The organism is Bacillus cereus group sp. MYBKT111-2, assembly GCF_051915205.1.
Taxonomy (GTDB): domain Bacteria; phylum Bacillota; class Bacilli; order Bacillales; family Bacillaceae_G; genus Bacillus_A; species Bacillus_A paranthracis.
In genome coordinates this window covers 241877-255295 of sequence record NZ_JBQAEG010000005.1, presented here as the reverse complement: position 1 = coordinate 255295, position 13419 = coordinate 241877, and the positions used below count along the sequence as shown (strand labels likewise).

The window sequence follows — 13419 nt, the reverse complement described above, 5'->3', positions numbered from 1 at the left end:
ATCGGATTTTGTATTTATGTAGTGAATTATCAAATATTTTGTAGATAAAACAAAGATAAAATCCCCATTAAATTCCCTCTATGGCGATTATAAAGTTTCTGACAAATATTTTCAATATTTTCAGAAAACATTGTTGAATTGTGATATACTCGTATGCTAACTATGAAATTTTTACAAATATATTAAAAACATTACATAATATGACTAAATATTGAAAAAATATTGAATTTTTAATAAAATTCAATTTGTAATACATATTATTTATTAGGGGAGGAAATAAGGGATGAACAAGAAACCGTTCAAAGTTTTATCATCAATTGCTTTGACAGCTGTATTAGGTCTTTCGTTCGGAGCTGGTACTCAATCTGCATATGCTGAAATGCCTGTTAATAAGACAGCTACGAGCCCAGTTGATGATCATTTAATTCCGGAAGAACGTTTAGCAGATGCGCTAAAAAAACGTGGGGTAATTGATTCGAAGGCTTCAGAGACAGAAACAAAGAGAGCTGTCGAAAAATACGTAGAGAACAAAAAGGGTGAAAATCCTGGGAAAGAAGTATCAAATGGGGACCCACTTACGAAAGAAGCATCGGACTTTTTAAAGAAAGTGAAAGATGCAAAAGCAGATACGAAAGAAAAGTTAGATAAACCTGCGACAGGAACACCTGCAGCGACAGGACCAGTTAAGGGTGGTCTAAATGGTAAAGTACCAACTTCTCCAGCAAAGGGAAAAGAATATAACGGTGAAGTTCGTAAAGATAAAGTACTCGTTTTACTTGTAGAGTACGCTGACTTTAAACATAACAATATTGATAAAGAACCTGGTTATATGTATACTGATGATTTTAACAAAGAACATTATGAAAAAATGTTATTTGGTAATGAGCCATTCGCATTAGAAGATGGTAGCAAAATTGAAACGTTTAAACAATATTACGAAGAGCAATCTGGCGGTAGTTATACAGTAGACGGAACAGTTACAAAATGGTTAACAGTTCCTGGTAAAGCTGCTGATTACGGTGCAGATGCTGGTACAGGTCATGATAATAAAGGACCAAAAGGACCACGTGATTTAGTAAAAGATGCATTAAAAGCAGCTGTAGATAGCGGTATTGATTTATCAGAGTTTGACCAATTCGATCAATACGATGTAAATGGTGATGGAAATCAAAAACAACCGGATGGTTTAATCGATCATTTAATGATTATTCATGCGGGTGTTGGACAAGAAGCAGGCGGTGGTAAATTAGGTGACGATGCAATCTGGTCACATCGCTGGACTGTTGGACCAAAACCATTCCCAATTGAAGGCACACAAGCGAAAGTTCCATATTGGGGTGGAAAGATCGCAGCATTCGACTACACAATTGAACCGGAAGATGGCGCGGTTGGTGTATTCGCGCATGAATACGGTCATGATTTAGGTCTTCCAGATGAGTATGATACAGACTATACCGGTCATGGTGAGCCAATTCAAGCTTGGTCTGTTATGAGTGGCGGAAGCTGGGCTGGTAAGATTGCGGGAACAACGCCAACGAGTTTCTCACCACAAAATAAAGAGTTTTTCCAAAAAACAATTGGTGGTAACTGGGCAAATATCGTAGAAGTAGATTACGAGAAATTAAATAAAGGTATCGGTCTAGCAACATATTTAGACCAAAGTGTTACAAAATCGGCAAGACCAGGTATGATTCGTGTGAACTTACCTGATAAAGATATAAAAACGATTGCTCCAGCGTTTGGTAAGCAGTATTACTACAGCACAAAAGGTGACAATCTGCATACAACGTTAGAAACACCATTGTTCGATTTAACGAATGCAACGAATGCGAAATTTGATTTCAAATCGTTATATGAAATCGAAGCGGAATATGATTTCCTTGAAGTACATGCTGTAACAGAAGATGGTCAAAAAACGCTAATTGAAAAACTTGGTGAGAAAGCAAATAGTGGAAATGCCGATTCGACAAATGGAAAATGGATTGATAAATCATATGATTTAAGCCAATTCAAAGGTAAGAAAGTAAAATTAACATTTGAGTACATTACAGATGGTGGCTTAGCATTAAACGGTTTCTTACTTGATAATGCTTCATTAACAGTAGATGGTAAAGTAGTATTCTCTGATGATGCAGAAGGTACACCACAATTTAAATTAGATGGTTTTGCAGTTTCTAACGGAACTGAGAAGAAAAAACATAACTACTATGTAGAGTGGAGAAATCATACTGGATCAGATAGCGCATTGAAATTTGCTCGCGGTCCAGAATATAACTCTGGTATGGTTGTATGGTATGCAGACTCAGCTTACACAGATAACTGGGTTGGTTTACATCCAGGGCATGGTTTCCTTGGTGTAGTGGATTCTCATCCAGAAGCAATTGTAGGAACTTTAAATGGTAAACCGACAATTGAAAGTAGTACACGATTCCAAATCGCTGATGCGGCGTTCTCATTTGATAAAACGCCAGCATGGAAAGTTGTATCTCCAACGCGTGGAACGTATACGTATAATGGCTTAGCGGGTGTACCGAAGTTTGATGATTCGAAAACGTATATTAACCAACAGATTCCAGATGCAGGACGTATTTTGCCGAAGCTTGGTTTGAAATTTGAAGTAGTAGGACAAGCTGATGATAATTCTGCAGGTGCTGTTCGTTTATATCGTTAATACAGTAAAACTACCGAGAGATTTTCTTTCGGTAGTTTTTTTGTGAGCAATGAATTTTATATACAAAAAGAAATTATATATAATGTAACTTTACGAATAGAAATTTATTATATATGAAGTCTATATAAATAATGAAAGAATTGGATAAAAATAGTGGGAGAAGGTGAATGAATGAGTGTTTCTTCTATTGTAAATAAACAAAAGGAATATTTTTATAATGGCCATACGAGAAGTGTAGAAGTGAGAAAGAATAATTTGAAGAAGCTCTATGAAGGCATTCAGCGTTTTGAAGAAGAAATATTTCAGGCGTTAAAATTAGATTTAAATAAGTCAGTTCATGAGTCATTTACAACGGAAGTGGGATATGTATTAAAAGAAATCTCTTTTCAATTGAAGCATATTTCATCGTGGAGTAAACCAAAGCGTGTTCGAACAGCACTCACTCATTTTGGATCAAAGGGGAAAGTAGTGCCTGAACCGTACGGTGTGACACTTATTATTGCACCGTGGAACTATCCGTTTCAATTAGCAATTGCACCGCTTGTAGGAGCTCTAGCAGCTGGAAATACAATCGTTTTAAAACCGTCGGAGTTAACGCCAAACGTTTCCAAAGTGATTACAAGGATGTTAGAGGATTTATTCCAAGAAGAGCTTGTAGTGGTAGTAGAAGGCGGCGTTGAAGAGAGTACAGCTTTGCTGAAAGAACCATTTGATTATATTTTCTTCACAGGTAGTGTGGGCGTTGGGAAAGTTGTCATGGAAGCAGCAGCAAAACAGTTGACGCCGCTTACGTTAGAACTTGGCGGGAAAAGTCCATGTATTGTACATAAAGATGCGAAAATAGATGTAACGGCAAGAAGGATTGTGTGGGGAAAGTTTTTAAATGCAGGGCAAACATGTGTAGCGCCTGATTATATGTATGTGCATGCTTCCGTGAAAGAACAGTTAATTGAAGCGTTGCGACATGAAATTGAGGAGCAGTATGGAAAAGAGCCACTGCACAATGATAATTATGTAAGAATTGTGAGTGAGCGTCATTTTGAACGTTTATGTACGTTTTTGAAAGATGGTAAAACTGTAATTGGCGGGAACTATAAAAAAGAGACTTTACATATAGAACCAACAGTGTTAACTAATGTTACATGGAAAAGTTCCGTTATGGAAGATGAAATCTTTGGTCCGATTTTACCAATCATAGAGTACGACAATATAGAAGATGTAATTGGCACAATCCAGCAACATCCGAAGCCGTTAGCGTTATATGTATTCTCTGAAGATAAAGAAGTACAGAAGAAAGTAACGAGTAATATTTCGTATGGCGGAGGCTGTATTAATGATGTTGTCTATCATCTTGCAACACCGTATTTACCTTTTGGGGGCGTCGGAAGTAGTGGATTAGGGAGTTATCATGGGGAAGAAAGTTTTCGGACTTTTTCACATTATAAAAGCATTTTAGCCCAATCTACGGCATTCGATATGAAAATTCGTTACTCTTCTACAAAAAGTGCTTTAAAATTCATACGAAAGTTGTTAAAATGATGATGGTGTTTATCAGTAGGCGTAGCCGTATGATAATAGCCCCTTCGCAATGGAAGGGGTTTTTCTGTTCGACATTATGTATCATGCGAAAATGAATCAAACATACTACATAAAGAATAGAAGTGAACGTTTGCTAAATAACCATTTTTGTTTGGATCGAAACAAAAAATAGTCTATAGAACATAAATATGTATTCATGAATATAAAAATTTAAATTTGAGGTAGATAGGACGGGAAAATGAAAAAGATTATTAAAGTTGAAGCAGTAGAAAAACATTTTGGAAATCAAGTGATTATCCCACCGCTTTCTTTAGATATTAAAGAAGGGGAATTTTTAACGATTTTAGGGCCGAGTGGTTGCGGGAAAACGACGTTACTTCGTATGATCGCAGGATTTGAAACTCCAACTAAAGGGAATCTTTTATTAGATGATGAAAAGATTAACGATTTGCCACCATATAAGCGTCATATGAACCTAGTGTTCCAACATTATGCGCTATTCCCACATATGAATGTGGAGAAAAATATTTGTTTCGGTATGAAAATGCAGAAAGTACCGGCAGCAGAGCAGAAAGAGCGTGCTGAAGAGGCAATGCGTTTAACGCAGTTACTTGAGTTCCGTAATCGTAAACCTGCGAAGCTTTCTGGTGGACAGCAGCAGCGTGTAGCAATTGCGAGAGCGATTGTAAATAACCCGCGTGTATTATTACTAGACGAGCCACTTGGAGCATTAGACTTTAAGTTAAGAAAAGACTTGCAACGTGAATTGAAAAACTTACAACGTAATTTAGGAATTACGTTCATATACGTAACGCACGACCAAGAAGAAGCGATGAGTATGAGTGATCGTATCGTTGTTATGAATAAAGGCCATATTGAACAAATCGGAACGCCGAAAGAAATTTATAATAAGCCGAAAACGTTGTTCGTTGCGACATTTATCGGTGAAAATAATATTGTGAAAAACGGGGAAGGCTATGTAGCAATTCGCCCTGAAAATGTAAAAGTGCGTTCGGTTGAAGAGCAGATTTTAAAAGAATACCACCTTGGACATATTGAAGACATTGAGTTTGTTGGAAATATGGAAAAGCTTTATGTACGTGATGAGAAAACATCAGAATTACTAATGGCATATCAAACTGCTGAAGAAGCAGCGCAGTGGAGCATTGGAGATAATGTATACGTAGGCTGGGAGCAAGAGGACGAGGTGACCTTAAATTGAAAAAAGGGAAATTACTCGCACTACCTACAGTCGCATGGCTGTTAATCTTCTTCCTAATTCCCCTTCTGTTTGTATTGGCATTTGCCTTCATGCAGCGCGGAGCATATGGGACAGTGGAAATGCAATTTACATTAGAGAACATAGCACGTGTATTTGACCCATTATATATGGGGACGTTATGGGAAACAGTGAAAATTGCGGTTATTACGACAGTAATATGTTTACTAATTGGTTATCCATTTGCGTATACAATTACAATTGTTGATCGTAAATATCGTTCCATTCTTTTATTATTGGCAACGATCCCGTTTTGGATTAACTTCCTTGTTCGTTCTTACGCATGGATTGTTATTTTACGTTCACAAGGTCTTGTAAACACATTGTTATTGAAGCTAGGCATTATTAGTGAACCGTTAAATTTACTATACAATACACCTTCTGTAATACTTGGGATGGTATATTCTTTATTACCATTTATGATTTTACCGGTGTATGCAGCGATTGAGCAGCTTGATAAGCGTAAGCTAGAAGCAGCTTATGATTTAGGGGCAACACCAGTAAAAGCATTTTGGAATGTTACAGTACCAATGACGATGTCAGGGATTGCTACCGGTTCTATTTTAGTGTTTGTTTCTTCTATCGGAATGTTTGTTGTATCAGACGTTATGGGTGGATCGAAAGTAGCATTAATCGGAAACGTAATTCAAAATCAATTCTTAGGAGCGCGTGATTGGCCGTTTGGATCTGCGTTATCTATGATTGTTGTTCTATTCTCTGTTCTGTTAATTTACTTATATTATCGTGCAACGAAAGTATATAAATATGATGGGAACGGAGGGGAATAGGCAAAGATGAAGAAGTTTTTAGTTTCTTATTCTTGGTTAATTTTATTGTTCTTGTATTTTCCAATGATGGTTTTAATGGTATATTCCTTCAATGATTCTCGCATTAATGCGGAATGGGAAGGATTCACATTCCATTGGTATACAGATTTATTTCAAAAACAAGATGTTATTGATGCGTTTGTAAATAGTATGACGATTGCGGTCGTAACGACGATTGTAACGACTGTTCTTGGTGTGATTTTCGCAATTGCATTACATCGTTATAAATATCGTTATGAAGGGGCTATTAATGGTCTTGTGTATTTACCAATTTTAATTCCTGATATTTTAATGGGGTTATCTTTACTTATTTTATTTAGTCAATTAGGTATGGAACTTGGTAAAACAACAATTATTATTGCGCACATTACATTTAGTATTTCATTTGTTGTCGTTATTTTAGCAGCACGCCTTTCTGGTATGGGACGTGATTTAGAAGAGGCTGCGAACGATCTAGGAGCAACGCCGTGGCAAACGTTTCGTTATGTAACGTTCCCAGCAATTGCACCAGGAGTTATTTCAGCCGCATTATTAACATTCACATTATCAATTGATGATTTTGTAATTAGTTTCTTCGTATCAGGACCAGGATCAACAACATTGCCATTATACATTTACAGTATGGTTAAGCGCGGAGTATCACCAGAAATTAATGCACTTTCTACAATTTTAATTGTAGCTATCGTAGGATTAATGGTTCTATCTGAAATCTTCCGTAACAAAGGTGCAGATGGTGAAGAAAACTCTGGAGGACACCTTCCTTTATAATACGAACGATATAGAAAGTACGAGGAGGTAATAAAACCGATGAAATTAATGAAAAGATTAGCCGGCGCAGCAATTAGCTTTAGCCTTGTTGCTGGTGTACTTGCTGGTTGTGGTGAAAAAAAAGAAGAGTTAAACATTTATAGCTGGGCTGACAATTTTGATGAGCAAGTGCTAAGAGATTTTGAAAAGAAATATAACGTGAAAATTAACTATGATAAGTATGCAAGTAATGAAGAAATGTTTGCGAAATTACAAGCAGGCGGCGCGAAGTATGATTTAATTCAGCCGTCGGATTACATGGTTAAAACGATGGCGAAAATGGATTTATTAGCGCCGTTAGATAAAAAGAATATCCCAAATATCGAAAACATGGTTTCTAATTTCAAAACACCTGCGTTTGATCCAGAGAATAAATATTCTTTAGTATATACTTGGGGCGTAACAGGTATTGCATATAATAAAAAGTATGTGAAGGAAGCACCTACAAGCTGGGCTGACTTATGGAATGAGAAATATAAAGGGCATGTAACTTTATTAAATGATTCTCGTGAAGTGTTAGGAATGGGTCTTAAGAAGCATGGATTCTCAAACAGTACGAAAGACGATGCACAGTTAAAGACAGCAGCAACTGATTTACAGAAGCTACTTCCAAACTTATTAGCATTTGATACAGATAATATTAAACAAAAATTCATTACAGAAGATGCTTGGATCGGAACAGTTTGGTCTGGAGATGCAGCATTTATCGCAAAAGATAATAAAGATGTAGAGTACGTTGTACCAAAAGAAGGCGGCACAATTTGGGCTGATACGTTAGCAATTCCAAAAGGTGCAAAAAACAAAGAGCTTGCAGAGAAGTTTATGAACTACTTATTAGATGAAAAAGTAAGTGTGAAAAACTACGAGTCAATTGGATACAGTAATCCAAATGAAAAAGCTCACCCTCTTCATAGTAAAGAATATCGTGATAACCACATGATCTTCTTAACGAAAGAAGAATTAGATCGTACAGAATGGCTTGTTGATGTAGACGATAAGCTAAAAGACTACGACCGTTACTGGACAGAGTTAAAAACAAAAGGTAAATAAGTAAGAAAATGCGGTTTCTACAGTAGAAATCGCATTTTTTCATAGTAGGAGGAAATCGTTTGAAGAAGTTGCATCAATATGAGGTAATGTGTATCGGTTTATTATTTGCTGTATTTGGCATTGTTGCTTGGCGAGTACATGCTGGCGGCGTTACAGTGATGGATACATATGTCCGAGGGGTAGTAAAAGGGTTACAAACAGAAAGTTCGCTTACATTTTTCTCACACTATACAAAATTAGGTTCTGCCATTGGGATTGTAACTGTACTTATTATAAGTTTACTTGTTTTTTGGAGAAAACGTTATTATGCTGCGATGATCGTATATCCAATGGGCATTTTAACAACACATCTTGTGAATAAAGGGATAAAAGAAATTATGAAAAGGGATCGTCCGTCGTTAAATGAAACGTTGGATGCGCTTGGATATAGTTTCCCTAGTGGGCATGCAATGTTATCTATTATGACATTTGGATTTCTTACTTATATCATTGTGGCAAATTTGAAGAGTGTAACGGGAAAATATGTTATAACGATTTTGATAGGAGTAGTAATTATATCGATTGGATTAAGTAGAGTCATTTTAAATGTACATTATCCAACTGATATTTTAGCAGGTTATTGCGTAGGTGGTATTTTGTTAATTATGGCGATTTATTGCCATCGTTTACTTACCGAGAGATTGGGACTTAATAAAGAGAGATAAAAAACGTCTGGAAAAACTATCATTATAGTGTTTCCAGACGTTTTTTGTTTGCATGAAGATGTGATACATTATAAGTAACAATTGAATGATGTAAAGTAGGTGAAAATGTGTGAAAACAAATGTACATAAAGTAGATAAGTGGGGAAAATTAGGAGCTTTTTTGTATCAGTTTCGTTATACAGTAATTGTAGCATTATTATTGCTTGCGATAGCACTCGGTATTTTCGCTCCAAAGCTACCGGGAGTATTAGGTGGTGACGGTTTCCAAACAGAAGGAGACTATCAAAAAACGAAAGAAATTTTAGATGAAGATTTTAAGAGGTCTCAAGATACGCTGTTACTCGTTTTTGAAAAAAATAAAGGCGTTTCAAATGAAGAATTTCAAAAGCAAGTAGAGGGAATTGTAAAAAATGTACAAGAGACAGAGACATATGAATCTTTCCATCATCCAGTGCAAAATAAAGAAATGTTACAAGATGATATCGGTTATGCGACAATTTTATTTTCCGGGAAAACAAATAAAGAACGAATGGAAAAGACATTACAATTTGCTGATAAAATTGAAAAGGAAAGTAATGAGGCATTAAAAGTAACGCCTACAGGGTTTCCGAAAATTAACAAAGAGATTAATGAAAGAACGCAAAATGATTTAAAAGTAGCAGAGATGATTGGGTTACCGATTGCATTTCTCGTATTACTATTTTCATTCGGTAGCCTTTTGGCATCTATTTTACCAATTGTAAATGGGGCACTTAGTGTTATTAGTACGATGGGCATATTATACTTTGTAGGTAGCGATAAGGAACTATCTATCTTTGTGTTAAATGTTGCACCGATGATCGGGCTTGCGTTATCTATTGATTTTGCACTATTATTTGTAAATCGTTTTCGAGAGGAAGTTGCAAAGCGAACGGTAAAAGAAGCAATAGCAATTACATATCAGACAGCAGGGCGGGCAATCGTATTTTCAGGATTATGTGTATTCGTTGGCCTATCCGGTTTGTTTTTCTTTAAAATCGATTATATTCAGTCTGTCGCAATTAGCGGAATGATTGTTGTAATTATGAGTATTTTATTCTCACTCACACTTCTTCCAGCGTTATTATCATTAATTGGTAAACGAATATTAAAAAAGAATCAAGTAGCACATACGCCAGCAAAGGCATGGCGTACATTTGCACAATTTGTAATGAAACATCCAATTGCGATGATTATTGTTGTTACAACATTTATTGTGATTTGCTTATTACCATTACGTACAGCTAATTTGCAGTTTCCTGACGTGGAAGCTCTACCTAAACAAAGTGATACAAGAATTGCATATGAAAAGTACGAAGAGACATTTAATGAAACTGCAAAAACACATGCTGATGTTACGTTAGTGGTAGAGACGAAAAAAAATATGAAAGAAAAAGAAAGTTTACAAAAGGTAGAAGAAGTCGTTCAAAAGTTAAAAGGTGATAAGAAAGTATATGAAGTAAGAAGTTTATACGACAGTTTAAATGGAATGAAATCAGATCAAGTAGCTGGGATGTTACAGTCGCCAGAATCCGCTAAAATAGCTCCGGTATTTGAAGCGTATACGAAAGGAAATAAGACAATAATCGAAGTCTTTTTACATACAAAACCACGTACAGAAATTGCGAAACAATGGGCTCGTGATTTTAAACAAAATTATAAAGAAACGAATGTTACGTATTATCTAGGCGGAATGACGACGTTCCAACAAGAGTTAGAAGATGAAATTAAAGATAAAGTTGCAATTGGTATGTCTGTTATATTTGGGTCGACCTTTGTTATATTATTATTTGCATTCCGATCTATACTCATTCCAATTAAGGCGATTATTATGAATATACTTAGTTTAAGTGCGACAATTGGAATTGTTGTTTGGTTATTTGAAGGTGGGCATTTTGGTTTAGAAGCAAGTCCTGTTTTATTTGTCTTACCAATTTTCATTTTCGGCCTCGTATTTGGACTTAGCATGGATTATGAAGTCTTTCTTATTTCGCGTATCCATGAACTGTATGAAGAAACAGGGGATAACGATCAAGCGACGTTAGAAGGACTTGTTTCAACAAGTAGAATTATTACATCAGCTGCATTAATTATGATTGTTGTAACTGGTGCTTTCGCCTTTACTGATATTTTACCAGTACGGCAAATGGGTCTTGGTGTTGCATTAGCGATATTTCTTGATGCAACAATTATTCGTCTTATGCTCGTACCAAGTTTAATGAAATTGTTTGGAGACTGGAATTGGTGGTTACCATTTCGAAAGAAGAGAGAAAAATCATCATAAAAAAATACTCATCTATAAGATGAGTATTTTTTTATGAATAGCAAGACCTACATTTTGCAAATAGTATGTGATAAGAACATTACATATAAGTAGGTGAAGACAATGTTTCGTTATTTTAAATTTAAGCTAAATGATACAGTACAGTTTGCAGAAAACGATGGGCATATGTATCGCATTGTCGGTTATCGGTTAGAAAAAGGGTTTTACCCAAAAGATGAATGGACTCATATTATTTATGAATTGCTTAGAGATTTTGATGGGTATACGATGGATGCGGAAGAAGAGGAACTTGTAAAGGTGATTCAAGTAGAGGATGAGTATTACAAAATACAAGAAGTATCGGGCTATCGTTATCCGGTAAAAATGAAGCAAAAACAACAAGTGATGAAAGGAGAAAAGATGGATGACTTATTAGATACGTATAACGACTATAAGCGATTGGCGGATTTCTTTAAAGATTTATCATATGAACAAAAAGCGGAAGAAGTGTTGCAGGAAATGAGAAGGCGTAGAGCGTGAAGGGCAGTCTATTATAAGACTGTCCTCTATTTTTGACGGTGCATCAAAGTGTATTTTCCGTTACAATGAGAGAATCAATAGAAATAAGGTGATACAGTATGGAAACGAAGAAAAAGGGCGAATGGTGCGAAATGACTGTTCCAGCGAAATGGAATGGCATCAGTATTGATTCGTTATTAAAAATAGAATGGGAAATACCGAAAAAGTTGTTGCATCAGCTTCGTATGGAGAAAGGCGTTACCGTTAATGGAGAACAAAGAAGATGGAATGAGCTTTTAAAAGAAGGCGATAAGTTGCAAGTTCATATGTTTATGGAGGAAGAATACGGTGTAGAGCCTGAATATGGTGAATTACATGTAGTATATGAAGACGATCATGTACTCATTGTCAATAAGCCTGAGAAGATGGATACGCATCCTTCTGAAAAAGGCGGGATGGGAACACTTGCAAACCTTGTTGCCTTTCATTTTCAAATGCAAGGTTTAGAGACGAAGGTTCGTCATATTCATCGGTTAGATAAAGATACGACAGGTGGTGTCGTGTTTGCGAAGCATAGAATTGCTGGTGCAATTATGGATCGTTTATTAATGGAACGAAAAATTAAAAGAACGTATGCGGCGCTTGTGGAAGGAAAAGTAAAAAAGAAGCAAGGAACAATTGACGCAGCTATCGGAAGAGATCGCCATCATGCTACGAGACGACGTGTTTCTCCAAAGGGAGATCAAGCTATAACATATTATAAAGTAGAGAAGTATTTTAAAAATCAAAATGTTACGCTCGTAATGTTACAATTGGAAACAGGTCGAACTCATCAAATTCGTGTTCATATGAGCTATAACGGCAATCCATTAGTTGGGGATGTATTATATGGTGGACAAACAAAATATATGTCTAGGCAGGCGTTACATGCAATGAAGATAAACTTCTTACATCCAATTACGAAAGAAGAGATTGAAGTTGATGTACCATTTCCTACAAAATTAAATGATACAATGAAAGAATTTCAAAGAATGAATGCATAAAGTGGAAGTTTAAATTTGAGAAAAGTAGATTTTTGCAGGAATTTCTCTAAAAGAAGCGAAGCCGTTAAGAGAAAAGAGGGGTGAGAATCACTTGATCAAATATAAATATATACTAGGAATATTTTTCGCTTGTCTTTTAGTTACTCTATGTCTCTATCCATATTTACCAGAGCATTTGGCGGTACATTGGGATGGAAATGGCCGGCCAAACGAGTTCATGAGTAAACAAGTTGTTATAGCACTTATTCCTTGTCTTATTATTTTCTTACATGGATTGATGTATATTATTTCACATAATATATATAAGTTTAATGAAGACGAGCATGTCATTATAAGTGGATTTCTAAAGACGATTACTTTATTTATGTTGTTTATCCATATGCTCATTCTTTTTATTAATTTTGGAAGCATGATATCCTTTCAAACAGGACTAACAATTGGGATTAGTATGTTTCTTTTCATGCTTAGTAAGGCGTTTAAAAAAGTTCAGAGTACGGAAAAAGACTCAATCAAATTAAAAAAGATCCGTTTAGTGAGTAGACGGATTTTTCAAGTGATGGCATGTAGTATATTGTTTTCATTGTTTTTGAACTTGAAATGGGGATTTTATGTGTTACTTAGCGTAATAAGTGGTGGTTCTATTTTGTTTATGTTCTACGCTTTATACTCATACATAATAGAAAGTTATGAAACGTAAAA

Annotated in this window: 11 protein-coding genes; all 11 read left to right on the top strand. The window is 35.7% G+C overall.

Going from position 1 to position 13419, the window contains the following annotated elements; all coding sequences use genetic code 11:
• Positions 1 to 283 precede the first annotated feature (283 nt).
• The 11 genes from inhA1 to ACTFNE_RS16510 all read left to right on the top strand — a co-directional run bounded on the left by inhA1 (position 284) and on the right by ACTFNE_RS16510 (position 13417).
• Positions 284 to 2671: a M6 family metalloprotease immune inhibitor InhA1 gene (gene inhA1 / locus ACTFNE_RS16560; protein WP_270706068.1), complete on the top strand. Its 2388-nt coding sequence runs from the start codon at positions 284 to 286 to the stop codon at positions 2669 to 2671.
• 171 nt (positions 2672 to 2842) lie between these two features.
• Entirely contained in the window at positions 2843 to 4210 is a 1368-nt protein-coding gene (locus ACTFNE_RS16555) for an aldehyde dehydrogenase (RefSeq protein ID WP_270706067.1), read from the top strand.
• A 238-nt stretch (positions 4211 to 4448) separates the two neighbouring features.
• Positions 4449 to 5432 carry a spermidine/putrescine ABC transporter ATP-binding protein PotA gene (gene potA / locus ACTFNE_RS16550; RefSeq protein ID WP_000720320.1) on the top strand — a complete coding sequence of 328 codons (984 nt, stop codon included), beginning with the start codon at positions 4449 to 4451 and terminating at the stop codon, positions 5430 to 5432.
• Complete coding sequence (gene potB / locus ACTFNE_RS16545; RefSeq protein ID WP_000715494.1) at positions 5429 to 6277, top strand: spermidine/putrescine ABC transporter permease PotB; 849 nt, start codon at positions 5429 to 5431, stop codon at positions 6275 to 6277. Before potA ends, potB begins: the two co-directional genes overlap by 4 nt.
• 6 nt (positions 6278 to 6283) lie before the next feature.
• Complete coding sequence (gene potC, locus ACTFNE_RS16540; protein ID WP_000714205.1) at positions 6284 to 7084, top strand: spermidine/putrescine ABC transporter permease PotC; 801 nt, start codon at positions 6284 to 6286, stop codon at positions 7082 to 7084.
• A gap of 39 nt (positions 7085 to 7123) precedes the next feature.
• A complete protein-coding gene (gene potD, locus ACTFNE_RS16535; RefSeq protein ID WP_046197195.1) occupies positions 7124 to 8173 on the top strand; it encodes a spermidine/putrescine ABC transporter substrate-binding protein PotD in 1050 nt (349 codons plus the stop codon).
• A gap of 86 nt (positions 8174 to 8259) precedes the next feature.
• Positions 8260 to 8877, top strand: a complete 618-nt coding sequence (locus tag ACTFNE_RS16530; protein ID WP_171484234.1) for a phosphatase PAP2 family protein — start codon at positions 8260 to 8262, stop codon at positions 8875 to 8877.
• A 109-nt stretch (positions 8878 to 8986) separates the two neighbouring features.
• Positions 8987 to 11179, top strand: a complete 2193-nt coding sequence (locus ACTFNE_RS16525) for an MMPL family transporter (RefSeq protein WP_270706066.1) — start codon at positions 8987 to 8989, stop codon at positions 11177 to 11179.
• Between the two features lie 102 nt (positions 11180 to 11281).
• Entirely contained in the window at positions 11282 to 11698 is a 417-nt protein-coding gene (locus ACTFNE_RS16520; RefSeq protein ID WP_000490291.1) for a hypothetical protein, read from the top strand.
• Between the two features lie 98 nt (positions 11699 to 11796).
• A complete protein-coding gene (locus ACTFNE_RS16515; RefSeq protein ID WP_046197197.1) occupies positions 11797 to 12720 on the top strand; it encodes an RluA family pseudouridine synthase in 924 nt (307 codons plus the stop codon).
• Between the two features lie 91 nt (positions 12721 to 12811).
• Positions 12812 to 13417: a DUF1648 domain-containing protein gene (locus ACTFNE_RS16510; protein WP_000598989.1), complete on the top strand. Its 606-nt coding sequence runs from the start codon at positions 12812 to 12814 to the stop codon at positions 13415 to 13417.
• The last annotated feature ends 2 nt before the right edge of the window (positions 13418 to 13419 follow it).

Excerpts from the sequence above, each read along its gene's own strand:
- inhA1 (WP_270706068.1), top strand. The coding sequence starts at position 284 with ATGAACAAGAAACCGTTCAAAGTTTTATCATCAATTGCTTTGACAGCT.
- ACTFNE_RS16555 (WP_270706067.1), top strand. The coding sequence starts at position 2,843 with ATGAGTGTTTCTTCTATTGTAAATAAACAAAAGGAATATTTTTATAAT.
- potA (WP_000720320.1), top strand. The coding sequence starts at position 4,449 with ATGAAAAAGATTATTAAAGTTGAAGCAGTAGAAAAACATTTTGGAAAT.
- potC (WP_000714205.1), top strand. The coding sequence starts at position 6,284 with ATGAAGAAGTTTTTAGTTTCTTATTCTTGGTTAATTTTATTGTTCTTG.
- potD (WP_046197195.1), top strand. The coding sequence starts at position 7,124 with ATGAAATTAATGAAAAGATTAGCCGGCGCAGCAATTAGCTTTAGCCTT.
- ACTFNE_RS16530 (WP_171484234.1), top strand. The coding sequence starts at position 8,260 with ATGTGTATCGGTTTATTATTTGCTGTATTTGGCATTGTTGCTTGGCGA.
- ACTFNE_RS16520 (WP_000490291.1), top strand. The coding sequence starts at position 11,282 with ATGTTTCGTTATTTTAAATTTAAGCTAAATGATACAGTACAGTTTGCA.
- ACTFNE_RS16515 (WP_046197197.1), top strand. The coding sequence starts at position 11,797 with ATGGAAACGAAGAAAAAGGGCGAATGGTGCGAAATGACTGTTCCAGCG.